The sequence below is a fragment of the Psychrobacter maritimus genome (assembly GCF_904846345.1).
Taxonomy (GTDB): Bacteria; Pseudomonadota; Gammaproteobacteria; order Pseudomonadales; family Moraxellaceae; genus Psychrobacter; species Psychrobacter maritimus.
In genome coordinates, this window is the sequence record NZ_CAJHAJ010000003.1 from 326969 (window position 1) to 353480 (window position 26512).

24 protein-coding genes are annotated in these 26512 nt (G+C 43.4%); 13 read left to right on the forward strand and 11 right to left on the reverse strand.

All coding sequences use genetic code 11. The features are described 5' to 3' along the window. Window positions 1–228 precede the first annotated feature (228 nt). The 4 genes from ccoP to ccoN are packed head-to-tail and all read right to left on the reverse strand — an operon-like array spanning window position 229 to window position 3697. Complete coding sequence (gene ccoP / locus JMX50_RS06470) at window positions 229–1389, reverse strand: cytochrome-c oxidase, cbb3-type subunit III (protein ID WP_201618768.1); 1161 nt, start codon at window positions 1387–1389, stop codon at window positions 229–231. Continuing rightward, window positions 1386–1568: a cbb3-type cytochrome oxidase subunit 3 gene (locus JMX50_RS06475; protein ID WP_191690612.1), complete on the reverse strand. Its 183-nt coding sequence runs from the start codon at window positions 1566–1568 to the stop codon at window positions 1386–1388. The genes ccoP and JMX50_RS06475 overlap by 4 nt, the downstream gene beginning before the upstream one ends. Next, window positions 1568–2206: a cytochrome-c oxidase, cbb3-type subunit II gene (gene ccoO, locus JMX50_RS06480; protein WP_183618776.1), complete on the reverse strand. Its 639-nt coding sequence runs from the start codon at window positions 2204–2206 to the stop codon at window positions 1568–1570. Before ccoO ends, JMX50_RS06475 begins: the two co-directional genes overlap by 1 nt. Before the next feature lie 9 nt (window positions 2207–2215). Next, window positions 2216–3697 carry a cytochrome-c oxidase, cbb3-type subunit I gene (gene ccoN / locus JMX50_RS06485; RefSeq protein ID WP_183618774.1) on the reverse strand — a complete coding sequence of 494 codons (1482 nt, stop codon included), beginning with the start codon at window positions 3695–3697 and terminating at the stop codon, window positions 2216–2218. Between the two features lie 884 nt (window positions 3698–4581). Between ccoN and JMX50_RS06490 the strand changes: the two genes are divergently transcribed. Further along, entirely contained in the window at window positions 4582–4971 is a 390-nt protein-coding gene (locus tag JMX50_RS06490) for an SCP-2 sterol transfer family protein (RefSeq protein WP_201628898.1), read from the forward strand. A 108-nt stretch (window positions 4972–5079) separates the two neighbouring features. Here JMX50_RS06490 and JMX50_RS06495 read toward each other — a convergent pair whose 3' ends face one another. Next, a complete protein-coding gene (locus tag JMX50_RS06495; RefSeq protein WP_201565680.1) occupies window positions 5080–6060 on the reverse strand; it encodes a hypothetical protein in 981 nt (326 codons plus the stop codon). A 461-nt stretch (window positions 6061–6521) separates the two neighbouring features. Between JMX50_RS06495 and JMX50_RS06500 the strand changes: the two genes are divergently transcribed. The 3 genes from JMX50_RS06500 to JMX50_RS06510 all read left to right on the forward strand — a co-directional run bounded on the left by JMX50_RS06500 (window position 6522) and on the right by JMX50_RS06510 (window position 8975). Further along, the gene (locus tag JMX50_RS06500) at window positions 6522–7757 is read left to right on the forward strand and encodes a lipoprotein-releasing ABC transporter permease subunit (RefSeq protein ID WP_201565679.1); all 1236 of its coding nucleotides are present in this window, start codon (window positions 6522–6524) and stop codon (window positions 7755–7757) included. Between the two features lie 44 nt (window positions 7758–7801). Further along, window positions 7802–8482: a lipoprotein-releasing ABC transporter ATP-binding protein LolD gene (lolD, locus tag JMX50_RS06505; protein ID WP_201565678.1), complete on the forward strand. Its 681-nt coding sequence runs from the start codon at window positions 7802–7804 to the stop codon at window positions 8480–8482. A 175-nt stretch (window positions 8483–8657) separates the two neighbouring features. Continuing rightward, a complete protein-coding gene (locus JMX50_RS06510) occupies window positions 8658–8975 on the forward strand; it encodes a hypothetical protein (RefSeq protein ID WP_201565677.1) in 318 nt (105 codons plus the stop codon). A 95-nt stretch (window positions 8976–9070) separates the two neighbouring features. Here JMX50_RS06510 and JMX50_RS06515 read toward each other — a convergent pair whose 3' ends face one another. Further along, on the reverse strand, window positions 9071–9646 hold the full coding sequence (locus JMX50_RS06515) for a DUF2062 domain-containing protein (RefSeq protein ID WP_227670942.1): 576 nt from the start codon (window positions 9644–9646) through the stop codon (window positions 9071–9073). A 274-nt stretch (window positions 9647–9920) separates the two neighbouring features. Between JMX50_RS06515 and JMX50_RS06520 the strand changes: the two genes are divergently transcribed. The 4 genes from JMX50_RS06520 (at window position 9921) to JMX50_RS06535 (ending at window position 16299) form a co-directional block, all read left to right on the forward strand. Beyond that, complete coding sequence (locus JMX50_RS06520; protein ID WP_227670943.1) at window positions 9921–13067, forward strand: ComEC/Rec2 family competence protein; 3147 nt, start codon at window positions 9921–9923, stop codon at window positions 13065–13067. A gap of 287 nt (window positions 13068–13354) precedes the next feature. Then, complete coding sequence (gene sppA / locus JMX50_RS06525; protein ID WP_201628899.1) at window positions 13355–14410, forward strand: signal peptide peptidase SppA; 1056 nt, start codon at window positions 13355–13357, stop codon at window positions 14408–14410. Window positions 14411–14536: 126 nt separating this feature from the next. After that, window positions 14537–15424 (forward strand): alpha/beta fold hydrolase, encoded by an 888-nt coding sequence (locus tag JMX50_RS06530; protein WP_201628900.1) that lies wholly within the window; start codon window positions 14537–14539, stop codon window positions 15422–15424. A 71-nt stretch (window positions 15425–15495) separates the two neighbouring features. Then, window positions 15496–16299 carry a CPBP family intramembrane glutamic endopeptidase gene (locus tag JMX50_RS06535; protein ID WP_413786820.1) on the forward strand — a complete coding sequence of 268 codons (804 nt, stop codon included), beginning with the start codon at window positions 15496–15498 and terminating at the stop codon, window positions 16297–16299. A gap of 103 nt (window positions 16300–16402) precedes the next feature. Here JMX50_RS06535 and dusA read toward each other — a convergent pair whose 3' ends face one another. From dusA to JMX50_RS06550, 3 genes are all read right to left on the reverse strand, one after another. Beyond that, window positions 16403–17374, reverse strand: coding sequence for a tRNA dihydrouridine(20/20a) synthase DusA (gene dusA, locus JMX50_RS06540; RefSeq protein ID WP_201628901.1), 972 nt, complete (start codon window positions 17372–17374; stop codon window positions 16403–16405). 214 nt (window positions 17375–17588) lie between these two features. Further along, on the reverse strand, window positions 17589–18890 hold the full coding sequence (locus JMX50_RS06545) for an MFS transporter (protein ID WP_201628902.1): 1302 nt from the start codon (window positions 18888–18890) through the stop codon (window positions 17589–17591). A 251-nt stretch (window positions 18891–19141) separates the two neighbouring features. Further along, window positions 19142–20851 carry a phospholipase D family protein gene (locus tag JMX50_RS06550; RefSeq protein ID WP_201628903.1) on the reverse strand — a complete coding sequence of 570 codons (1710 nt, stop codon included), beginning with the start codon at window positions 20849–20851 and terminating at the stop codon, window positions 19142–19144. Between the two features lie 2 nt (window positions 20852–20853). Between JMX50_RS06550 and JMX50_RS06555 the strand changes: the two genes are divergently transcribed. From JMX50_RS06555 to JMX50_RS06575, 5 genes are all read left to right on the forward strand, one after another. Continuing rightward, window positions 20854–21027, forward strand: a complete 174-nt coding sequence (locus tag JMX50_RS06555; RefSeq protein ID WP_201628904.1) for a hypothetical protein — start codon at window positions 20854–20856, stop codon at window positions 21025–21027. A 335-nt stretch (window positions 21028–21362) separates the two neighbouring features. Beyond that, window positions 21363–22652, forward strand: coding sequence for an O-succinylhomoserine sulfhydrylase (locus JMX50_RS06560; RefSeq protein WP_201628905.1), 1290 nt, complete (start codon window positions 21363–21365; stop codon window positions 22650–22652). 92 nt (window positions 22653–22744) lie between these two features. Next, on the forward strand, window positions 22745–23074 hold the full coding sequence (locus JMX50_RS06565; RefSeq protein WP_025651278.1) for a YbaB/EbfC family nucleoid-associated protein: 330 nt from the start codon (window positions 22745–22747) through the stop codon (window positions 23072–23074). Between the two features lie 197 nt (window positions 23075–23271). After that, a complete protein-coding gene (gene recR, locus JMX50_RS06570; RefSeq protein ID WP_201628906.1) occupies window positions 23272–23865 on the forward strand; it encodes a recombination mediator RecR in 594 nt (197 codons plus the stop codon). 320 nt (window positions 23866–24185) lie between these two features. Beyond that, window positions 24186–25517, forward strand: coding sequence for a ribonuclease D (locus tag JMX50_RS06575; protein ID WP_201628907.1), 1332 nt, complete (start codon window positions 24186–24188; stop codon window positions 25515–25517). Window positions 25518–25568: 51 nt separating this feature from the next. Here the strand turns inward: JMX50_RS06575 and JMX50_RS06580 are convergent, their stop codons facing one another. Together JMX50_RS06580 and JMX50_RS06585 are read right to left on the reverse strand one after the other, a co-directional pair. Next, the gene (locus tag JMX50_RS06580) at window positions 25569–26261 is read right to left on the reverse strand and encodes an esterase/lipase family protein (protein WP_201628908.1); all 693 of its coding nucleotides are present in this window, start codon (window positions 26259–26261) and stop codon (window positions 25569–25571) included. A 156-nt stretch (window positions 26262–26417) separates the two neighbouring features. After that, on the reverse strand, window positions 26418–26512 hold a 95-nt coding region (locus JMX50_RS06585), incomplete at its 5' end, for an IS3 family transposase (RefSeq protein WP_201627976.1).

A 26512-nucleotide genomic window follows, 5' to 3' on the forward strand; every position in this document is an offset into this window, starting at 1 on the left:
TTGATAGACGAATGCGGTAATAGCAGCTGCTAATGATAAACAAATCATAAGCAAGGGACAAATAACCAAGTCTAATTATTGTTAATGAGAGTATTAAGGTTTTTATTGAATTTACTCACTATAACCAACATTTAGCCCTCAGTGAATAACTAAAAAGGGAGAACTGCAATAACAGTCCTCCCTTTTTTAAACTTACTTATTTACGATATAGCGACTGACTAAATATGATTAGTTAGCGGCTGTCGTTTCTGCTGTAGCGGTTGCGGTTGTCGCTGCCTGAGGAGCAGGGGCAGAGACTGTTTTTGCTTTAGCAGGTTGAGCGCTTCTGTCTGATAGAGAGTAAACATAAGCAGCAAGCAACATAATGCGCTCATTACCCAGTTTGGTTTCCCACTCAGGCATTACGCCTGCACGACCATAACGTACCGTTTCGCGAATGGTTTCACGATCGCCGCCATATAGCCAGATTTTATCTGTCAAGTTTGGCGCGCCAGTAGAGGTCATACCTTTTGCGTCTGGACCATGACAAAGTACACAGTTGGTTGGCTCGTTGAAGATTGCCTCACCCTGAGTAACTTTGGCTTTATCCAACTCATAACCTGGTTGATTGCCAGATATCGAGAGGACATATTCAGACACGGCACGAACACCGTCTTCACCGATTTGGTCGCGCCATGCGGTCATACCACCGACGCGGCCGTTATGTAGAGTTGTCAAGATATTTGCCGCCTCACCGCCATATAACCAGTCATTATCGGTAAGATTTGGATAGCCTGCCGCACCTTTGGCGTTAGAGCCATGACAAACTGCACAGTTCTGTAAGAACAAGCGACTACCAACCTTCAATGCATTCGGGTTTTCAGCCAGCTTTTCTACATAAGGTGCCAACTCGGCAACTTTCTCGTCGATTTGAGCCTGTAGTTCTGCTGGTGGCTTCTCACTATGACGCAGCGTTGCTTGCATCTCAGAAAGCGTTGCTAGGGTTTTTGTTGCACCGCTAGCATCAGCCTTGGCCAAAATGTTTTGCTCAAAGTTATCGGTAAATACTTTGTTATTACTTTCAAGTTCGCTGTTCAACTCGTTATGAGAAGTCCATGGTAAGGTTTTACCATCCACTTCTACGGTTGTAATACCTTCCCACTTTGATGGAAAGATAGCAGGGAAAAATATCCAGTATGCAACGGCCCAAATGATTGAGCCAAAAAATATCACTAGCCACCATTTAGGGAGTGGCTTATCGTATTCCTGAATGCCATCGTAAGTGTGACCAGTGGTACCGTCTTCCTCTACTTCTGGCTTGTACTTCAAAACCATTAGCAAAACACCGAGGATACCCGCCCAACACATAATACTTAGTATGGTGATCCAAGAACTCCAAAAAAATGTCATCGTTTATCCTTATTGCGCTGCTCTTCAGACAAAGATTCGATATCTTCGTCATCAAGCGCAAGTTGTGCATCTTCTTCGAAGCGTTTTTTGTTTTTTGGCGAATACGCCCACCATGCAACGCCTACGAAGGCAATAAAGGCAGAAACGGTCGCAATTGTTTGTAATTCACCAATACCCATTAGCGCTGTCCTTCCATCGCGGTACCTAACTGCTGTAAGTAGGCAACCAAAGCATCAAGCTCAGTGGCACCAAGTACAGCATCGGGTGCGCCTTCGATATCTTCTTCAGTATAAGGCACACCGAAGCGATCGCGGAATAGACGCATTTTGGCTTGAACATTGCTACCATTAACTTCATTGGTTGCAAGCCAAGGGAAACCAGGCATCACTGACTCAGGTACTAAAGAACGTGGCGCAATCAGATGCTGTTTTTGCCAATCTTCAGAATAGCGGCCACCAACACGTGCAAGGTCAGGACCCGTACGTTTTGAACCCCATAAGAATGGATGGTCCCACGTTGATTCTGCAGCACGCGAATAAGGTCCATAACGCTCAACTTCAGCACGTAACGGACGAATCATTTGGGTATGACAGACGTGACAGCCTTCACGAATATAGATGTCACGACCTTCAAACTCAAGTGCAGTCCATGGCTCCATGGCGGGAAGGGGAGCGTTCACCCCACCTTCTTCAGGACCCTTGTTATCATAAATCAGCGGTACGATTTCAACGAGCGTTGCAAAGCTAATGGCAATAACAATACCGATAACCAACAAGCCTGTATTTTTTTCAATAATTTCATGCGGTGTACCAGACATGATCGCTCCTTATACGTTAGCTGCCGAAGGTTTATCAACACTAGGTTCATGATCCGTTGGGTCAGCGATATCTACAGGCTTACCTTCTGGCATTTGCAGTGTTTTATAAACGTTATATGCCATAACAAACATACCCGATACATACAATAGGCCACCAAAAGCACGACCGATATATGGGAAATGTGAGAACTCAACCGTATCAACGAAGCTGTATACCAACGTACCGTCTGGGTTGGTCGCAAGCCACATCATGCCTTGGCCAATACCTGAAATCCACATAGAGACGATATAGAAGATAGTACCTGCTGTTGCCAACCAGAAATGCGTGGTGATTAAGCTGATTGAGTACATTTTTGGTTTGTTATAGATACGTGGTAACAATACGTATAGCGAACCAATGGTAATCATACCAACCCAGCCAAGCGCACCTGAGTGTACGTGACCTACAGTCCAGTCAGTGTTATGAGATAACGCGTTGACGGTCTTAATAGACATCATTGGACCTTCAAACGTCGACATCGCATAGAACGACAATGCCACAATCATAAAGCGAATGATCGGATCGGTACGTAACTTATCCCAACTACCTGATAGCGTTAGTACACCGTTAATCATACCACCCCAAGATGGTGCAAATAGGATGATTGAGAATACCATTGCTAATGACTGCGTCCAATCTGGAAGCGCTGAATAATGCAAATGGTGACCACCAGCCCACATGTATGATGCAATCAATGCCCAAAAGTGAACGATAGACAAACGGTAAGAATAAATAGGACGACCAATCTGTACTGGAACGAAGTAATACATCATCCCAAGGAAAGCGGCCGTTAAGTAGAAACCTACCGCATTATGTCCGTACCACCACTGCACCATCGCATCAGTTGCACCGCCAAATAACGAATAAGATTTAAACGCACTAACAGGGATAGCCATACTGTTTACGATATGCAGTAAAGCAATCGTAATAATAAAAGCGCCAAAGAACCAGTTAGCCACATAAATATGTGAGGTTTTGCGTTTGATTAGCGTACCGAAGAAAACGATGGCATAAGATATCCATACCAAGGCAATCAAAATATCGATTGGCCACTCAAGCTCAGCGTATTCTTTGGTCGACGTCAGACCTAAAGGAAGCGTAATAACCGCTGATACGATAACCGCTTGCCAACCCCAAAAGGTAAACCAAGCCAAGTAAGGTGCAAATAGTCTCGTCTTACAGGTACGCTGTACCACATAATAAGAGGTTGCGAACAGGGCAGAGCCACCGAATGCAAAGATAACCGCGTTGGTGTGGAGCGGTCTTAGGCGACTAAATGTCAACCATGGAATGTCAAAGTTGAGTGCTGGCCATGCTAACTGTGAAGCAATGAACACACCAATACTCATGCCGACGATGCCCCATATCACGGCCATTATCGTAAAGAATCTTACGACAGTGATTTCATATTCACGGTCAACTGGGGCGACTGCTGTGTTTTGTAAACTCATTGGATGATTCCTTTACAGCCCGAATTATCAACAGAATTAACTAACTCTCCGCGGCAGCTGTCTTATAAAAATTTATAAGCAGACAATGATTGCGGTACATGCTATTTTTTGACTACTCTTATCAGTCTTGCCATTATTAACTATCAACTTCGCTAGTTATCAGCTATCGCTGATGAGTAGAGGACGGCGATAAAAACGCACTGCGCTCACAGCTAGTCGATAGTAGGATTGTTAATAAACGGTCAGATTTGATAAGAAAACGTGCCTTCCTTGAGCATCAAACATCTATTGAGGCTGAGTATGTATCTTAATTATTACTGATAAAAACAGTATGAACGAAGATAGATACTGATATTCAACTGGCGCTAAAAAGCTCATGCACCATCAATGTATGCTAGCGGTGGCTGACAAAAAAACATGTTTAGGTAATGTTTAGTTAAAACTCCCGACTCTGTTTAAGGGTATTGTAACGCAAACCTAATCAAATATCATCAGAACTATGCGCCAAAATACAAACTCTTTGGTAAAATATGCGCCAACAACTTAATATTGCAGCATTATGCTCCCATTTTATACCCAATTTCCCTACTATTCTAGGGGTGAAAAAACATAGTGCTAACGAAGCAAAACGCAGACTTATCAGAAAAATTTGTAACCATGACGACATTGGACCTTTAAGAGGCTATAAATAAGTTTTACTTATTATCAAGTCGCATCTTATAATGGCGCTGAACAGTATTGCTGACAGGACGTTTTTATGCTTCTGTTAACAATTATTTTAATCATTGAAATAGCGGTCAGACTTATGCCTTTAACGGCACAAGCTGTCCATACATAAGCTTTTTATACATGAGCTTTTTATAATAGGTATTAAGGATAATAATATGGCAGTTTTTTTGACAGACGAATGGTTTGAGCAAGTTGAGAAAATGGGTGAAGAAGCCGGTGAACTAAATCTACCACCAGCATTGGCTAATATGATTGTAAACCTAAAAGTATCTGATACTGAGCAAGATATCGAAGCCAGTTTTGCTAATGGTTTATTGCATCGCGGCTTAAATGACGCAGCGACGACGACTTTATTGCTTGATCGCAGCATCTTACAATCTATCATCACTGATTTTGATACCAATGAAATCATGGGTGCCTTTATGGGTGGTAAAATCCGTGTTGAAGGCGATATGTCACAATTGATGGCAGTACAAACGGCGCGTCCTAGTGCTGAGCAAAAAGAGCTGTACAGTAATATCAAATCAATGACTACCATGGCTTAATGGTTTGTCTTGAGTTTTTATAAAATATAACGTTTAACATAAAAAAGCCCTTAATTCATATTAAGGGCTTTTTTATTGACAAATTTAACAGTAGAGGACAGTGTTAAATTAGCTGGCTTTTGATTGTTGCGCGCTTGCTTGCGATTTTTGATTTTCTTTATAAATCGCTGCTTGTAACCAGATATTCGCCTGTACATAGTCATGAACTTGGATAGCAGCAGTGGTTGAAGTTTTAGGCGCACCAATACGGATTACAAATGGGTCAGCATCTTGCTCACGCAGTACCACCACATCAAATAAGATAATGGGCTTACCATTAAACAGCGTTTCTTGCTTACCAAGCACCTGACCTTGACACCAAGCTTCATCTTCTTGCCCTAAGGTATCACCAAACAGGTAAGCGCACATATGACCTAAGTTAATCTCAACCGGTGCCATTTGTTCTTTGGTCTCTGGCTGCCACGCTTTGATTTGCTCTTGTAAATCATCGGGCATTTTTCCATCGTTGGCGGCGACGATATCGTTAAAAGCGCGATGGTAGCGAATGGCTTCTTGGTCTTCGACCATAATCACTTCGTCTTGTTCGCTCAGCTTAATCTCATGCGCCCAAGCACTAAAATTCACATAATACGCCATATCCTGCTGATATAAATGACGGTTGGCGGTATAAAGCTGGTCAAAAGCATAGATGATGCTGCCATCAGCGGTGCGTAAGCGTAATACCGCATCATGGGTATTGTCATTGACAATCATACGTTCAATTTTACACGTCAGCCCATAAGGGCTATCGACACAAGGGTAGGCGTTAATAAAGCATTCAGGCTTGCCATCTTTCATCGCCAGCACTTGATTGATATGACAAGGCTGGTCTTCAGATAGCAGCAAACAGCTGTCTTTGGCACTGACATTGCTGTTAAGCCCTTTCGGCATAGCCGCTTTTTCAATCATCTTTTGCAGCCATTCTGGCACGTCTTGACTCATGTCATCGGTCAAAATGCGCCAATGATCGGCGTGACCGGCAGACTGCTCGTCAGATAGAGTGATTTTGGTGGGGGATTGGATATTTTTATATTGATAATTAATGGTCATGAATATACTCAAACTTAAGTCAGCCATGAGGTTTGGGTCTAAAACTGTGATTGCTGACCATTATCCAATATGTGAGCGGATTGGTTTATGATAACCAGCAATGTCGTCAGTAAAGAGGCAACAAACAACAATGAGGGGTTAATGACAATTGTCCTTAGCATACAATATATAGGTATAGACGCAACTAATAGCAAGCCCCTCATGAAAAATAATGTTAAAAGTTGAGTTTTTATTAAAAAATACTGGCAGTTTGCGCTAATGACTGGCACATATAAGTCAAATTGTGTCAAACTAGCTCCCTTTTGACAGCGGCATTTTGCTGGTCATAACCCCTGTTTTTGTGTTCGATTGATATGTTTTTGCGGCAAGCGCCTTAGTAAATGTAATGCTACGAGGCGGTTGTTGCATCTGGTTTTATAACATAAATAAAGTCGCACGTGGATAAGATAAAGAGTTTGAATATGTTTCGTCCTTTAGCGTTATTTATCGGCTTACGGTACACCCGAGCAGAGCGTAGTAATGGTTTTATCTCCTTTATATCGCTGATTTCAATGATTGGTCTGACGCTTGGCGTTGCGGTATTGATTACCGTGCTATCGGTCATGAATGGTTTTGATCGGGAGCTAAAGACTCGTATTTTGGGTATGGTGCCACAAGCGACGGTGATCTCAACCGAGATTATCGGTGATTGGAAACAGGTGGCAGATAAGATCAAAGAAGATCCAGAAGTCGCTGCCGTTGCGCCTTTTATCCAGCTGCAAGGTATGCTGACCTCCAACGGTCAAGTGGCTGGGATTATGGTCACCGGTGTCGATCCTGAATACGAGAAAAACGTCTCTATCATCAACGAGCATATGGTAGAAGGCAGTATTGATACCTTACAAAACGGTGAATTCAGTATTGTGCTTGGCGAAGAGATGGTGCAATCCTTGGGGCTACGCTTAGGCGATAAAGTGACGTTGGTGTTGCCAGAAGCGTCGCCATCACCAGCGGGTGTGATACCGCGCTTTAAGCGTTTTACGTTGACGGGTATTTTTACCATCAGTCCAGAAGTAGATAGCCTGATGGCGTTTATTCCGATGGGCGATGCGGCAAAATTACTGCGTCTGCCAGAGGGCGCGCAGGGTATTCGTATGAAGCTTGACGATATCTTTAACGCACCGATGGCCGCCCAACGAGCTGCTGCCATTGCCCCTGAGCAGTTATATCCTAGCGATTGGACCCAAACGCACGGCAATCTATTTGGGGCGATTCAAATGGAAAAAGCCATGGTTGGCTTGCTGTTATTTTTAATTATTTTAGTTGCCGCTTTTAATATCGTCTCAAGTTTAGTCATGCTAGTGACCGACAAAAAAGCCGATATCGCCATTCTAAAAACCTTTGGTGCTTCACCGCGTCTGATTACCCATGTCTTTATGGTACAGGGTGTGGTCATTGGTTTTATCGGTACGATTGCAGGCACGATACTCGGCGTTATCTTTGCCCTGACCGTCAGTGATATTTTGGGCTTTATTAATAATAGCTTTGGTTTGAATTTATTTGATGCTTACTTTGTGAACTATCTGCCATCGCAGCTGCGTTTGACTGATGTGGTACTGATTACCAGCGCGTCATTTGTATTGAGCTTTTTGGCGACCATTTATCCAGCACGCCGAGCGGCTAAAATCCAGCCCGCCCAAACGCTACGTTACGAGTAATCTATAGGCGTTAATGCCATGATAAATAAAATAAAGGAAGCGCTATGTCTGCGATTTTAAAAGCGACCAATATTAATAAAATTTACGATGAAGGGGCGGTGAGTACCCAAGTATTGACGGGCTTAGATTTGACCGTCAATGCCGGTGAGCGCATTGCGATTGTCGGTACCAGTGGCTCAGGAAAAAGCACCTTGTTACACTTGCTCGGCGGACTTGATACGCCAACCAGTGGTGAAGTCTGGCTACATGGGCAGCTGCTAAATACCATGAATGAGACTGAGCGCGGCGCGATGCGCAACAAGCACTTAGGGTTTATTTATCAGTTTCATCATCTATTAGCGGAATTTACTGCGGTTGAAAACGTCGCTATGCCGCTGCTGATGCGCCCAAAAATGTCGACTACTGAAGCGCGCCAACAAGCGATAGATATTTTAAACAGTGTTGGTCTTGAGCACCGTTTGGCGCACAGGCCAGGTGAGCTATCAGGCGGTGAGCGTCAACGTGTAGCAATTGCCCGTGCGCTGGTGACTAAGCCATCGCTTGTCTTGGCCGATGAGCCGACCGGTAACTTGGATTATGACAATGCCCAAAGTGTGTTTGGGCTGTTATCCGAGCTCCAAAGCACCATGCAAACGGCGCTGTTGATGGTGACGCATGACCGTAGTTTAGCAGCACTTGCTGACCGTCAGCTACTCTTGCGTAATGGTCATTGGGAAGATTACTAAGCCTTTAGCCTTTCGTTCTAAACAATGTACTAAATAATATTCTTAACCGTTTCTTCTAAAAGTTGCATGATTGCCGTTACTAAGCAGTAGCATGATAGGGTTAGAATTTTTATAAAAATAAGATAACAAATAGGCTGTATAGGGCAGCCTTATTCATTAAGTAAGGATGGATAGTATGAATAAAGATGATGACCCGATTGAAGCGTTTGGCAGTATCGAAGAAGGTAATGAGCCCTTAAAGCCTTATATGGATCCAACGTTATTTGACACCATTGATAAACAGGCGCAAATAGAGTTGCTGACGCCAGTTTTTGACTCGATTACTTTAGCGGGTGTCGATTACGACTTAAAGGCGCAAGATAGTGCGACTGGCAAGCGCTATACGCTGCTTAAAGATGAGAAGGTGATAGATGTCTTTGTGATGGATACCAATCTTACTGACAATATTCTCAATGCTATCGAAAAACATAAAGAGCAAGAAGGCGAATTATAACGCCGCCTAAAAGTTGGGTAATGATTTTTATAAAATGCTGCTATTTTTATCGTATGACTGGCGCTGAATGAATGGTTATACAGGAGTAATAGCTATTAGTGCTGAGGCGTTTCGTCAGAGGAGTTCTGCTGACGTTTTTGCCAGCTGGTAACGGTCTTATAGCGCCAGATGGCTTTAAACGCCAAACCACATACGATGCTGCTAACGATGGCTAAAATCGTGAGTCCTAAACAGAACGCCGTCAGAGATACTGTGCCTTTATAAGTAATAAAGGGATTAGCGCCATCTGACAATGCCCATAAGCTAAAATCAGCAATCATCCTGCCGATAAGCCGCAAACTAATCATCGGTACGTCAAGGATTTTGGCACCGACATAGTAGCCAGCATAAAACACCGGCAAGCTGGTTACTGGATTGGTAATCCAAGTCAAACCGAGCGCCATCGGGACATTGGCTCGAAAAATGAGCGCGCCGATTAATGCCAGTAACATTTGTCCTGGCAGCGGAAAAAACGCGCTAAGCACACCGATATAAACCGCTTTATTTAGACTATGGCGATTAAAATGCCATAAACGCGGGTCAGCAAGTTGCGGCGCAAACAGTTTTAATGTGCGACTGGCTAAGATTTTTTCAGGGGTAGGAAGTAGGTCTTTCAGACGTTTGTTTGGCACAGAATCGCCTTTACTCGTTATCTACAGCCCGCTCAATCATACTGATGGGCTGGTATGCAGTGATGTTATTGATAAAAAATACAGGTAAGGATGTTATCAGAAAAGCAGGAAGATAATGTTGGATAATCACTATCGCAATATTTCTGCTCAGTATAGGGTAATAGCAGGATAAATGCCATCGCTTGACGGTTCGGTCTAACATTAAGGCTATCGTCAATCATCATTTATCATACAGCCTATACTTATCATACAGACTATCAAGCAAGGAGCGCTGGTGTACTGGTTAATTGGTAGCTTGATAATCATCGTTATGATGGGCGTTTTAGCCGTTGCTGATAGCATGCCGCTGCCTGTTAGTCCGCTGTTAGCAGACCTCAGTGCTACTGCGACATTGCCGCTATTATTAACGATACTTACTATTGTTTTGTTAGTCGTCAGTCAACGTCGTATTCCATATCCTCGTTCCTTTACTATTAGACAACCTCCTTCTCAAAACCCTTCTGTTAAAAATTCTACGAAAACCTCAGCGTATAGCTTGTCGTTACTTTCTAAGTGTGTCCGCTATTTATTATTGGCAGCGCTAGCACTGACGCTGATTAGTGGTAGTGGACTGCTCGCCTTGATAAGTCATCAACAGGCGCAAAGTAGCGCCATAAAACAACCTTTGCGTGTACAAGCGCTGGTTAGCATCGAGGGGATAAGTGATAGTGTCTATGATGTCGCAAGTGATAGTGGCTATCGACAGGTTGCCACCATCAGTCAGATATCACCGTTATTGTCTGAATTGACAGCGCAGGATTTAGATAATCTTACGGCGAATTACGCTGCAAATTATAAAGAAACTCTGAATAATAGCCTAAGCAGTAATAAAGAAACTAAAGATAATTTAAGCCATGATAATTCTGAAGATTTTGAAAGCTTTGAGAGAACTGAATACCGCGTATTGCTAAACGCCTATCCAAAAAAGCCCTATAAGGAATCACGTAAAAAGTTGTCTAAAAAGGCTACTGAGAAACAAGCTAAACAATCATTTAAGCAAACACAGATTACAGATTTAAATCATCTACAGCCCGGTGATCAATTATTGATGACCTTAACGCTAGCGCCACTTGCTGGCTCTGAGCAAGCGCTGAATAACCCAACCGGATTTGATAGTTATCGGTGGTTACGGGGTCGGCATATCGATGGCGTTGCTAATATAATAGCGACCAGTACCTCGACTATTCCGTCTGATGACTCAGCAGCACTATCTAAAGCTGACGATTCTTATTTATACCGTTTTCGTACCGCTATCGACCAAGGACGTTGGCAGCTGCGCCAATACTTTTATCAAGATTGGGCAGCACAAAATACCACACAGCAGCAAGCAAAAGCGGTAACTTTAAGTTTGCTGACCGGTGATCGCAGTTTAATCAATCGCGATACCAAAGATTTGTATCAGTTGGTAGGTATTTCTCATTTATTGGCCATCTCAGGGACGCATGTTTTATTTTTAGCGATTGTGTTAGCAGGATTGGCGGTCCTACTGCTGAATCGCTTTTGTCCCTCTCTTTATCGTCATATCCCGCGCTGGCAAGTGCGCTGGTGGGTCATGATTAGCGCGGCTTTTATTTATGCCTTATTTACCGGGTTCGATGTCCCTGCTGCGCGTACCGCATGGATGTTATTAGCGATAGGTTTGATACGCTTAACATTGCTACCGATTAGTACCATGCGTATATTATTGGCGCTGGCAGTATTGATGGCATGGCTCGACCCATATGTATTGTGGCAGGCAGGTTATTGGCTGTCCTTTATAGCGGTGGCGTTGTTATTAAAGTACGAGGATAGCTCAGGACAATGGAGTCAAGCAGAATTTACCCAGTTAACGGCTTTTAGTCATGATGATGATAAAAACAAGCAACTGCTTAAACGCATGTGGCTAGGCTTCAAACGACTGTTTAAGTTACAGTTTTGGCTATTTATCGCTCTCTTGCCCATTACCTTGTTATTATTCGGCAAAGCGTCATTGTTAGGACTTGTCGTCAATCTATTTGCCATAGGTTTATTTGGCTGGGTGATTGTACCGCTGAATCTATTGGCAGGGCTTTGCTACCTTATCGTGCCCACGCTGGCAGATGCTATTTGGACGTTGGTGATTGCCATTGTCGCTTATTTACATGAGCTGATTATATGGCTGACAGCATTACCGATATTCTCAGGAGCATGGCTCTATACGCCAGTCAATATGGCTATTTTGCTGATGGTATTACTGGCAATGTTACCGTGGTTATTGCCGCGCGGGCTTATCAGTCGTTGGCTCGCGCTAGCGCCGTTAACACTGCTAGTGATGACGGTATATGCCAATCAGCAGTCGCTAACCACGATACCAACTCTTTATATTTTACCGACTGGTGATCAATATGTGAGTGCGGTTTTGCTGCAATATCCTGTGATAAACAATGAAAATGTGCATAAGGATAATAAGAAACGCGCATCCGCTAAAGGGGTAAATAAGAAAAATGTCAGCTGGTTGTTTTTGGCCGATCATAGACCTGATAGTGTCCGTACGATGCCAAGCACGCTAACGGTTGATAAGCTTTCTGCGACGCTAGAGCAGCAATTACGTAGCTTATCCATTAAGCGCTTAGAGGGTATCGTGGTACAAAGTAGTAGCGCCGCATTGACGGCCACACTGTCAACATCATCGACTAGAAACAGCAAGCCCTTAAAACCCAACAGTTTTAAGACAAATAATTCTGAGCCGAGCAATTCTGAATTACTACCCATGACAGTAGCGCAACTAAGTCAACGTTTCCCAACGGCTCAATACTGGCAAGCAGGACGTAGTGAGCGCTGGCCTGAGCGTCAGCGCGCTTATCAAGTAGCCAGTCAATCTGATCAAGCTAAAACTCATGCAACCATTAGCGCCCAAGGCTGTGAGCAAGGTAAAATCTGGCAACTCATGAATAGGGATTTAACTTTACGAGCAATAACAGGTTGGAGCAAAATAAACGATGTTAGTGTCTGGGATTGTACGCTTGCGATTGATAGTCGATTGCCTATTCAAGTCATCAATTATAATGCGGCTGAGCCACTCAAATCATTACCTGCTAATATACAAACGCTTCAGTCCGATATAGAGGCGCCAACCCCTCAAGCCAAAAACGCTCAATCACGTCTGATTCTGAATGCCGATACGCATCCGCGCGTTTGGCAAATGTGGTCGTTATTATGTTCGATTGAGTATAATGATAAAAATAGTAATTTAAACAACACCTTAGATAATGCCATAAATAGCACAACATGGCTTGGACACAGTACTTCGCATATCTCTACTGAGGTAATAAGCCAGCAACAAATCCATGAGATAATCACTTACGATAATAAGCCACTAGATGCCGCCTTAGCTTTTAATACTGATACTAAGGATTCACCTTAAGCTTTACCTTAATAGTGCTATGCTTATAAAATGCCTCGCTTCTACTTATGAAATGCCTCGTTTCTAAAGGTGTCGCCCTTATAATATCAAGCTATTTCACAGTTCTGCTATTGAACCATGAGTGAAATGGCATCATACTTAGTAGCTTATTTAACTTTTATGAAAGCGCTACAAAATGCACTTATATAAGCAAATATACTTATTGCGGTTGTATTAAGTTTTTGCTCGATTAAGTTTTAAGACCCTCTCTTTTATTGTTTTACATTGTTTCTGACTTAGGAAGTTATATGCCCAACTGGCCACCAGACCCTAACAAACGTCCTAACAACTCGGCAAATCAGCCAACGCCGCTGCAGCAGTCAAATCAGCCGAGCGGACAAGAGTGGCGACTGATTGAAAATACGTTATTAGCCAGTGTGGTTGAGCAGCGCCGCGCCCGTCGCTGGAGTATTTTCTTTAAGCTATTGACCTTTGGTTATATATTATTGATATTTTTAACCCTCGGCCGTGGTTGCAGCACTAAAACACCAACCAGTCTCGATGGCATGGATACCAGTAAGCCGCATTTGGCTGTGGTTGAAATCCAAGGGACGATTAGTAGTGGTGATGTGGCCAATGCTTATGATGTCAATGAAGCCTTGACTCGCGCCTTTAAAAACAGCAATGCCAAAGCGGTGGCGCTCGATATCAACTCACCTGGTGGCTCACCTGTCCAGTCTGATGAAATCTGGCAGACGATGATGGATTTGCGTCAAGAATATCCTGATAAAAAGCTTTACGCGGTGATTGGTGATATGGGTGCTTCTGGTGCTTATTATATCGCGTCAGCGGCGGATGAGATTTATGTCAATCCATCAAGCTTGGTCGGTTCGATTGGCGTAATTATGCCAAGCTATAATATCGAAGGCTTAATGGATAAATTTGGCGTTAAAGACCGTACCATTACCGCAGGCGAGTATAAAGATATCCTAAGCCTGTCGCGTCCGCTCACGGCTTATGAAGAGAAGCACGTCGAAAAAGTGCTAGACAATACCCATAAGCACTTTATCAATGCGGTCAAAGAAGGTCGCGGCAATCGTCTAAAAAATCCTGAGCAAAATAAACTGTTTTCAGGGCTATTTTGGACCGGCGAGCAGTCTATTGAGCTTGGTTTAGCCGATAAAAAGGGCAGTATTTCAAGTTTAGAGAAACAACTTAAACTTGATAACGTCGTTAACTATACCCCGAGCGACCCGTTTAGCTTATTTATGGATCGCTTTGCGGTTAAGTTAGGCACAGGGCTTGGCTCAAGCATCAAGCTTGACGTACTACCGCAAGAAGAGGGTAACGCGCAGATGCGCTAAGCCCTTTATATTTTAGATTTAATGTGTATGATTGTTAAGGCTGAGCATATGACTATGCTCAGCCTTAATTGTATATAAATTTTGACTATTATAATAAACAGCTATTTAAATTACTGAGAGCTTGTCATGAGTGTCATTACCTTGCAGACCTTTGCGTCACTGCCCAAATCTAAGATAACCCAAAAGCCTATCATTCATTTTGCTCATGCCAATGGTATGCCAAGTGCCGTCTATGCGCCGTTTTTTGCACCGCTTGCTGAGTTTTTTACCATTGAATATATTCCTATGTTAGGTAATACGCCCGATTATCCAGTAGATAACCATTGGCAGAGCCTAACGCAGCAAATTATCGACAGTGTTAAACGTACTTGTGAGCAGCATGGCGTTAGTCAGGTGGTGGGCGTCGGTCATTCGCTTGGTGCCATGTGTACTATGCAGGCGTTATACCGTGCGCCAGAACACTTTGCGCAAGCGGTACTGATGGATCCGCCTTGGATTTATGGTAAAGTCAGCCTGCTATGGCATTTGGCCAAAACCGCAGATAGATTACCGCTGATGAATAATCGCTTGATGGATAAGCTCTCGCCAGCGGGCGTCTCTAAGCATCGCCGTGATGTTTGGGATAGCCGCAATGATGCTTATGATAAGTTGCGTCATAAAGGCTTTTTTAAAGGTTTCGATGAGCGTAGCTTTCAGGGCTATATCGAGCATGGTTTGCATGAGCGGGCGGATGGCAAGGTAACATTGGCTATCCCTAAAGCCAGCGAAGTTGAGGTTTTTCGTACCAATCCGTCATGGTATTGGCTGACCCCAAACCGTGCACCTAAACCGCCGGTGACGCTTATCATTGGTAAAGACAGTATCTTTCTTAAGCGTAGGTTCCCGCAGCAAATCAAATCACGACTTAATATCGATTACGAAACCCACGCTGGCGGTCATATGTTCCCACTTGAGCATCCAGAATCGGTGGCGCTACAAGTGCTTGAGCTTATCAAAAAACAGTTGCCAAAATAAGCTGATGCATTATTAATGCTCAGAATAAATATCCTGTGGGCAGCTAGCACACCCCTTTGAGTGACAACTTTATGCTAAAAGATGCGACCACAAAACCTGTTATGATCCCATCTGTTATGACTAAAGCACCTAAGCCTGCACCGCTATTTTCGCGCTTGGGTGCGTTGCTGTTGGTCATAGGCATGGTGGTGACATTTTTTATCAGTCAATTAATCGGCGTCTATATCGCCGGTAAACTGGTGTTGCCCGCCGCTAAAAATGCAACCATGGGCGATATTTTCTTTTTTGGTAGTAACGATGGCACAGTAGTAAGTCTTTCTATCATCATCGGCTGTATATTGCTGGTGGCAATCAGCGTATTGTTGATTCGTGTGAGAGGCGGGAATGTAAAGCAGTATCTGGCGCTAAAGCCCTTCTCATGGACGGTAGGCATCGGCATGTTAGGATTGCTACTGATATTTATGATTGGCAGTCAGGCATTAACTTATCTGCTCGATAAATCGCCACTGGTTTTTGTCGACCCTTTATATCAGTCTGTCAGCTCAGTATGGCTATTGATATTTGCGATGGTGATTGTCGCGCCAATTTATGAGGAGCTGATATTTCGCGGATTGTTATGGTCGGCTATCGCTGAGCAATTCTCAGGCGCAACCTATAAAGAGCATCGCGGCGCAGTCGTCGCAAGCTTAGTGACCAGCGTGATATTTGCGGTGATTCATTTGCAATATGGCATTTATGAAATCAGTACCATTGTGGTATTGGCCTTGATATTTTGCTACGCGCGTATTAAGTCAGGCTCGCTAGTGCTGCCGATGCTGCTACATATTATTAATAATGGCGCAGCAATGGGGCAGTATTTAGCGCAAGTCGCTTAAATACTTATCTATAAATGGTTAACGGCTAATTGGTGAATGTCTTTATCAATTAGCTATGCACCAATTAGCCCCTACTTTATGCGAGAAGGGTAATTACTTATCTTTAAGCATCTGGATTTAAGGCTAAGACTTCAGCAGCGGCTCGTTTAATATCATCAATCGTTAGTTGCGGTTTGCCGCTTAATGCCTGTCGCCATTTGCGAGCGCCCATCAAACCTTGGAACAACCCTAAATAATGCCGCGTCATCGTTGGTAGTGCTTCACCTTTAGCAACTTGTTCTTCTAAATATGGATACAGTTTTGCTAAAATATCTGAGCGCTTAGGAATCGGCTCGCCCCATAAACTATTAGCTTCTGCCAGCAAGTACGGGTTATGATAAAACGCCCGTCCAATCATCACCCCATCGATATGCTGTAAATGCGCTTTAATATCAGCAACCGTTTCGATACCGCCGTTAATTTCGATATCAAGGGCAGGGAAATCCTGCTTAAGCCGGTAAACATCATCATAACGTAATGGCGGTATTTCGCGATTTTGCTTCGGGCTTAAGCCCTGTAGCCACGCCGTACGGGCATGGACAATAAAGCGCGTACAACCTGCAGCCGCTACTTTTTCGACAAAATCCACCATAAACTCATAACTGTCAAAATCATCGATACCAATACGATGCTTGACGGTCACCGGAATATCGACCGCCGCCTGCATGTGCTTAACCAAATCAGCAACCGTATGCGGCTCTGCCATTAGACAAGCACCAATCTTATTATGTTGGACGCGATCGGACGGACAACCGACGTTGATATTGACCTCATCATAGCCATGCTGCTGGGCAAATTCAGCGCATTGGGTCATCTCGCTAATATCGGCGCCGCCCAGTTGTAGCACCAGCGGATGCTCAAGCGTATCAAAGCGCAAATGCCGTGCGCGATTGCCATGTATCAGCGCACCGGTGCTAATCATCTCGGTATAAAGATAAACGTGCGGATTAAACAGCCGTGCAAAGTAGCGATAATCTGTCGTTGTCCAATCAATCATTGGCGCAACAGAGAGTCGTTTGTTGGTCATATCAACCATTAGGGTTAAGCCTCGTTATTAAGTATGAATACTTTTAAATGCATTTTTATATATATTAAAAAAAATAGTCGATAAAGCGCCATGCCTGATAGAGGCAGGGCGCTTTTTTATTAATAAGGGTATATTGGTTAAACGATGAAAAAATCAATGGCCAAGCAAAGTAGGGCTAAATGACATATCTACTATGACATGGCTACTATGATATAAATGCTTCTCAAATAACCTCATTGATTTTTCTAAACTCTGGCAAATTATAAAAATAAATGCCCATGATGATGCCAATAAAGCCGATAAATACAATGTATAGGGCGGGCGAGAAACTGATGTATAAAGTGGCGTAACCAAGCGCAAAAGGCACCAATACCCCAACAAGACCGTAAGATAGATTATAACAAAGCGCCATACCAGTGAGTCGTACATTGGTCGGAAATAGTTGCACAATAATGGCGGGTATCATGCCAACGATACCAGCGCAAAAACCTAAAAGCGCATACATAATAAGAATATAGTCGCCACTGGCTTGCAGGTGATAAAAGAAAGCAAGCATCTGCACAATCAATAATACAGAGCCAATCGCCAATACTTTACCAAAATTTTGATGATTGGATATGATGCCATAAAACACACAGCCAAAAATCATAAACACAATGCCAAGACTGTGTGAAAATCCAAACAAGTCATTATCTAAGGTAAAGCGCAATTCAATTAAATCCGGTAATAACAGAACGATAACGGTCGTGATACTAGCGACAATGAGGGTCAGAACCAAGCCGATAAAGATAGAATGCTTACAATGTTTAAAGAGTAGGGTAAAGGGTTTGACCACATAATCACGTGGTTTTGATGCTTTCATAGCGATAAAAAACGGTGACTCATCTATCCAGCGCCATGCCAACAAAGGTAAAACGCTCAAAAATGCTGCGATAAAAAATGGTATACGCCAACCATAATCAGCCAATTGCGCAGTGGTCAGCGCATTGGTCAACCAAAGAAAAAAGGCGTTGGAAAATAATACACCAACATAGAAACTTGCGGTCACATAGCCACAAGCGACTGATAAATATTGGCGCGGCACGTGTTCTGAGACAAAAACCCAAGCAAGCGGTACAAAAACGCCAAATGCCATCCCTTGTATCAAACGTAAGGCAATAAATAAAGCGGGCGCAACCAAGCCCCATTGTGCATGCGTTGGTAAGCAGGCCATGGCCAATAAGCTTGCAGCAGTCACCAATATGCTGATTAATAAGAGCGGTTTTCGACCTTTAATATCACCAAAGCGGCCAAAGATGATGCCGCCAAATGGACGTGCCAAATACCCAATCGCAAAAAGCCCAAGCCCTTGCATACTGGCGACCGTAGAGTCAGCATTGGCAGGTAAAAAGGTAGCGGCGATGATATTTGCAAGATATAAATAAATCAAAAAATCAAAAAACGCGACCGCGCTGCTAAAGCAAATAAACAGTACGGCATTTCTATCTTTAGAGGACATCAGAGCATATTGAGAACGAGAAGGCATAATATATCACGCATCCACATAGGGAAGAGTTTGTTAAGCCAGTCACCATCTAGATAACCGGCCATAATAAAAAACGACAAATCATATAACTGGCTAATGATTTGCCGAAAAGATAGGGTCTTGCACTAAAAAATACTTCAGCATTAAATTATCGGCTTAAGATATCTCGCTCAAGTTATTGTCGCTATAGACAATTTGTAAATAAGCGCTTATAAACAAAACTGATTCATTCAAGCTAAATGAGCTAACGCTTATAGTAACCAATCAATCGGTAACCATGACATGATGGTCAGCCACACATGGTCACTGATATCAACGCGTGGCTCTGAATCGTAAATGACCTTTTTGCCATCTTCTACGGTATGCCACTGCAAATTGCCATTTTCTAATAACTTGACTTCATAAGCTTGGCTTAATAGGTCATCGCTGAGCGCACCATGTAACTGCTTTGCAAGCTCATCATCATTGATAATCACGCCCATCTCGGTATTGATATTCGCGGAGCGCGGGTCGACATTGTATGAGCCGATAAATACTTGATAGTCATCAACGGCAAAAGTTTTTGCATGCAAGCTGGTTGACGATTGACTGCGCGCTTTCCAAAGCTTGTTTTCGCGTTTTTCTTCAGAAGCGGTAGATTTTAGCTCGTAGATTTTTACCCCTGCACGCAGCAGGTTAGGACGCCATTGACTGTAGCCAGAATGCACGGCGGTCACATCGGTGGCATCAAAAGAGTTGGTTAAAATCTTGATATCAATGCCCGCTTCAGCCAAGGCAACCAGCGTCTTGACACCGTCTTTGGTCGGTACAAAGTAAGATGAGATAATAGTAAGACGCTTGGTCGGGCTGCCCAATAAAGTGCGCAGCTGATGCACCAAATTGGTATCTGCTGGAACAGTTTTGGTGAGTTTACCAACATCATCACTTAAGAACTGCATGTCCGTCCAGCGAAAGGGTACGCGCTTATTGATTAAATCGGTATCAATAGACGAATCTTCGATGGCAGCTTTATAGACATCTAAGCTACTTTTGCTGTTATTTTTTTCATCAACTCTTAACTTATCCAAGCCCTCTAAAAAATCCGTGGTTTCGCCTTTATCAAGGGTCGCTAGGGTTTGAATATCAAATGAGATCGGTGCCGACCAGTAGCTTGCAAAGCTATTGTCAATATCAGCGACAACTTTACCTATCAGTAAAACGTCTAAATCCGCAAACTGGCTGTTTTTATCGTTACTTAAGTATTCATCACCGATATTACGCCCACCAATAATGGTGATTTGCTTATCGAAAATCATGCTTTTATTGTGCATGCGGCGATTGATTCGCGGTAAACCGGTGACAAAGTTTAAAGTTTGAAATTTACGGTACATTAATGGATTGATAATACGTACCGCGATATTCGGGTGACTGGCAAAACGTAATAAATGCTGATCGAATTTGGCATTGTTATTAAAATCATCGAGCAACAAGCGTACAATAACCCCGCGTTCGGCGGCATCCCATAAGTCTTTGAGCATCAGCTGTCCGGCTTGGTCATCGTGCCAAATATAGTATTGCGCATCGATATTGCGGGTAGCCATACTGGTCAAAATACTGCGTGAGGCAAACGCATTGGCACCGGTCACAATCGGATGGTAGCCAGATAAATCAGGGTGAATCTCACTTTGTTCACTAATCGCCGCCACCAAATCCGTATTGTCGATTTTTGGATTGGTATTTGGGCTATTTTCTTGGCTGCTATATTGATTATTACTATTTTGATTATTATCGCTATCGCTTTCAATACTATTGTCTTCTGGCTCATCATTTTGCTGATATAGCGCGTCAACCCGCGCTGATAAAGCTTGGCTTTCAGGCAAATGCGGCTGCTTTGGCAAAGTTTGGCAGCCACTAAGACTTAAGGTGAGTCCCAGTGTTAGACTCAGCGATAAGTTGCTTGGTTCTATACTAAACATCGACATAAATGAGATACCTTAATGAGCCTGAATGTAATGACATACTGGTGAATAATGGACTTAACTTTACTTGCTTTTTTACCGATGATAGCACTGATTATGAAGCGGATGATAATATCGCTCAAGGCAATATTCAAAGCGCGGCTAAGCTTAGCAGCTGTTGTCATCTGTGCCTATTATAAATACGTTATTTTTGTTAGATACGGCACGTTATTTGGTCATGATAACCACATCGTCCAGTCATCGTCTGCGCTTGCATCTTATCCTTATAAATGCATCGGTGTTTTTAGTATTAAGTCGTTAATAGTTAATTCTAAATATTTAATAATAATTTCTGAACACTAAGTGCTGAAACCTAATGCTAAGTGCTAAACCTATAGTATTCAAAAATAATATTTAGCAGGCCTTTGAAACCAGCTGTTTGGAATAAGTTGCCATGCTATGATAACGCGAACAAATGCTGTTTATAATCAAAATAAGCCGTATGTTTAATAATAACCAGTGCAATGGAAAATTTATGAGCCAGTCGCAAGTGCATGATGATGAAAATTTGAATAAAGTAGACCCTAACTGGCGCAGTGACGCGCTCAATCTAGAACTCGATTATGGTATGCAAACGATAGCAGTACGGGCAGGGCAGCATCGTACCGACGAAGGTGAGCATTCAGAAGCTATTTTTACCACCAGCTCTTATGTTTATGAGTCGGCGGCGGATGCGGCAGCACATTTCAACGGTGACAAGTCGGGCAACGTTTATTCACGCCATACCAATCCTAGCGTGCGTACCTTTGAGCGTCGTTTAGCCGCGCTTGAAAATGGCGAGCGTGCGGTGGCGACTGCCTCAGGTATGGGCGCAATTTTGACCATGTGCTTAGCCTATTTAAAAGCAGGCGATCATTTGCTCGCTGCCAATCAATTGTTTGGCTCATCGATTGGTTTATTTAATAACTATATGGCAAAGTTTGGCGTTGAAGTCAGTTATGTCGATTGCTTCGATAATGAGGCGTGGGCAAATGCTGTGCAGCCAAATACCAAAGTGATTTATTGCGAAAGCCCCAGCAATCCGTTGGCGCAAATCTGCGATATCGGCTATTTAAGTCAGCTATGTAAAGCCAATGATATCTTATTGGTCGTTGATAACTGCTTTGCCACGCCAGCATTGCAACGCCCGTTAGATTTGGGCGCTGATGTGGTCATTCATTCTGCAACCAAGTATTTAGACGGTCAAGGTCGGGTATTGGGCGGCGCTTTAGTCGGTAGCGATAAGCTGATGCAAGAGGCCTTTACCGTGGTGCGATCAGGCGGTATCAGCATGAGCCCATTTAATGCTTGGGTCTTTACCAAAGGGCTTGAGACGCTGAAATTGCGTATGCAAGCGCATTGCCAGAATGCCAATCAAGTGGCAGAATTTTTGGTCAATCATCCCAATGTCAGTACCGTGCATTTTTCAGGTTTGAGTAATCATCCCGCTCATGAGTTGGCGACGCGTCAACATCATATGAAAGGTGGTTATGGTGCTATTATGGGCTTTGAAGTTAAGCCGTCGGCTGGCGCTGATTCAAGCAAAAGGGATTCAAAAGCCGCTGCTTGGCATGTGATTGACTCGACACAAATGGTTTCTATCACCAATAACTTAGGCGATGCTAAAACCACTATTACTCATCCTGCAACCACCACCCATTTCCGCTTGACGCCTGAGGCAAGAGCAGAGGCAGGTGTTAATGATAGTCTCATCCGTTTGTCGGTAGGTTTAGAAGATGTGGAAGATATCATCAAAGATTTGGCGCGTGGTTTAGACAGTTTGTAAAGATAAAGGTATAATCGCGGTTAACATCAAGTTTACGTGATTAATGACGATTCATTATTATACGCATTAAGACAAAATACAAAGAGGCAACTATGAATATTCAAGCATTGATGCAACAAGCACAAACGATGCAAAAGAAAGTCGAAGCAAACGTTGAAAACGCTAAGAAAGAATTGGCCAATAAAGAAGTTCAAGCCGAAGCGGGCAGCGGTCTAGTAAAAGTTACTATGACAGGTCGTCACGTGGTTAAGCGTTTGACTATCGATCCAAGCTTATTGGAAGATGAGCCTGATATGATTGAAGACTTAATCGCAGCTGCGATCAATGATGCGGTGCGTCAAGCAGATGAGTTATATGAAGAAACCATGGCTGGCGCGACTTCAGGCATGGGTTTACCACCGGGTATGCAAGGCATGTTCTAAATAGCAGGATTTTCAGCGCTAAGCTCTTTAAGACGAAACTTTTAAAGACTAATTTTTTTAAAATAAAGCCGTTAAATATTAAGCTTTTAAGCGCGAAAAACTGCTGATTGAACACAAAAATGGGGTTGTTATCGACACGATACGACCCCATTTTTATAGCTACGATTTATAAATTAAGTTAAATAAAGGAAGTTACTTTGCTGACAGCCAAATTTGATCAGCTGGTCAAACAGCTGCGTATTTTGCCGGGCGTGGGGCAAAAAAGTGCCCAACGTATGGCGCTACATCTGCTTACCAAAAAACGTCCCCAAGGCATGGCGCTCGCCCAAGCGCTTGATGAGGCGATGCGCGATATCGTCGAATGCCAGCGCTGCCATAGCTTTAGTGATGAGGCTATTTGTCCATTATGCCAAGATCCAAGGCGCGATAATGGCTTGTTATGCGTGGTCGAAACCGCCGCCGATGTGATGGCTATCGAGCAAACCGCAGGCTATCGTGGGCGCTATTTCGTTTTAGGCGGTCACTTATCACCGATAGACGGCATCAGTGCTGATGATTTAAATATCGATCAACTGGTTTGGCGGGTTAAGCAAGAGCCTGTTGAAGAGCTGATATTGGCAACTGGTACTACCGTTGAGGGTCAAACGACGGCGCACTTTATCAGTGAGGCGGTCAGTCGTCATGTCAATAAAGTCACTCGCTTGGCGCAAGGCGTACCGATGGGCGGCGAGCTTGAGTACCTTGATAGCATGACCCTTGGGCAAGCCATGCAAAATCGCTCTTTCTTATAGTATGCTGTATAGCAATTTCATAAATTCTCTATAAAAGCCAAGTCTTGTCCATTTTATTTGATGAAATTGTTATAATTGTTTTCTTATCCACTTTTATTAGGGTATGTCCTCATTTTAAAAATGGTGATAAAAATGAGGTAAATTGCAGTCAAACAAGGAAAATAGCGCAGATAATATCGAGATATTACCTAGCTATTCGACGATGTTTGGCAATATTTAACCATTTTTAGCCCATTTAGAGCCCTATCGGTTGAAGTGAGGACATGCCCTAAGACGCAATTTAGCGTTTTATTTTCTCCTATTTATGCAGGTATCTGCCCGTGTCCAACCATGCTTCAACAGCTTCAACTGCTGCTATCCAACCAAATCTCTCAGACAATACTGCTGCTACTGATGATGATTCATCAAAACCATTAGTCAATAACGAGGTAGCGCCCACAGATTTGCCACCCGAGCCAGATATCGATGCACTGCTAGATATCGCCGATGAAGCTGCGGTCACTTGGGTACGTCAGCAAGATGGTTTAAAGGAAGTTATCGATGCCTTGGCAACTTGCGGGCGGGTAGCGTTAGATACCGAGTTTATCAAGCGCGATACCTATTATCCACGCTTGGCACTGGTGCAGTTAAATGTGGGTGATCATATTTATTTGCTAGACGCCCCGCAATTGCAATTGGCTGAGCTGTGGCAAGCGCTGATGAAAGTGGATGTGGCGATTTGGCATGCCTGCGGCGAGGATTTGGGGATTTTTTATCTATTGTCTGGTTGTCCGCCATTGACCAATATCTTTGATACGCAAATTGCCCTGTCTTATTTAACCGGTCAATTGCAAATGGGCTATCAGCAGGCGCTTGATGATCAGCTAGATATGCATATTGATAAAGAACAAAGCCAATCAGACTGGTTACAGCGTCCGCTATCAGATGAGCAAGAGCAATATGCGATTGATGACGTACGCTTTTTGCCAGCGCTTTATTTAAGTCTTGAGTACGAGCTGAAAAAGCAAGGTCTGTTTGAATATGTATGGGCGGACTGCCAACTCTATGCCAGTGATTTATATGACGCGCAGCATGTTGAAGACGAGGCGATGTATCTCACGATGGCAGATTATCGTTATACCTCTGAGCAAATGGCGATACTACAAGCAGTGGCAACGTGGCGTGAGGAGCTGGCACGGGCGACCAATCAACCGCGTACCTTTGTCATAAAAAAACAAGCGGTACGTGAGATTATCACGGAAAAGCCAAGCAACATGCGCGAGTTGGCGCACAAAACCACGATGCACCGTAGTATGCTGCGCCTATATGGTGAAGAGTTGCTCAAGGTCATTAAAGAAGCAAAAAACTTGCATCCTGCTGAACATCCAGACTGCCTATTACCACCGTATCGTTCAAAAAACAAAATACTGTCAAAAGCAGTACAACACGCGATAGATAAGCAAGCAGAAAAAATCGGCGTACCTGCTAATGTATTGATGCGTAAAAAATGGCTCGCACAGCTCTATGAAGTGATCGCCTTTGATAAAGAGTTAAGCGAATTACCAGAAGGGTTAAAAGGCTGGCGCAATGAGTGGGTGATGCAAACCTTGATTCCAGTGATTAAGGAGCATAAAACCGAGTTGCAGCAGGGTATGGGTATCAATGTTCGCTAAGCGATAAAGAGTAGCGTTTATAAGTGCTTAGCATTTATAAACGCTTAGTATTTATAAATGCTTAAGCTCGCTATGGTCGAACTGTCCATATTGTAAAAAATACTTGGTTTGTGCGGCCACTGTTTTATCGACTAGCATCCCAGTATGCGACACTGGTAAAACAATATGATCAGTGGCTGCCTCTATTTTGGTTTCTTCTATATATACTGTGCCATCGTGTAGTAGATGTTCTGCTGGTGGCATATTATTTGTCTTACACAGTTTGTGATTATGATATCGCAAAAATAACTGCCCTAAGCCATAAGGACGATTACCCGCAATCACGCCTAAGGTAATATGCTCCGGTAAGGGCGCGACCGTGCCATCTAGCGCATCGACGTACGAGCGCCCCACCACAGCTGGGGTCAAGCGCCAAATATAATCTGCACAAACACTACCTAAATGCGGTGTCCCAAGCGTTACGCAGCGTCCAATTTGCCATTGCGGATATGCAGTGACAAAATCACGAATAATCAAACCGCCCAAACTATGACCGACCAAATCGATTGGCTGGTCAGGATGATGGTGCTTTTCTAGCCAGTCATTTAATCGGGCGCTATTGGTTTTGATGCCGTCACGCATACTGCGATAGCCATATTGGTGGGTATCAAATCCTGCTACTTGCAAGCGTTTGGCCAATGGCCGCATAATCCAAGCGGTTTGATGCAGACCATGAATCAGAATAACGCGGTTTTTTTGTTGCATGTTATTTTCCAAAAGTTATTTTACTGATGTTTTATTATATTAGACTCTAGCCACTAATTTAAACGCTAATCACATGACCTTTTAAATTACTAGCCCAGAATAGGCAAAATAAAAACCTCCAAATTGAACTGACCCCCAAATGTTGGACGGTTTAGTTTACCCCAAGGACTGAGTTCTGTATTGCACAGGACTCAGTCCTTTTAATTTAAGTTGAATACGCTCATGATTATAATAATGCATATAGTCATGAA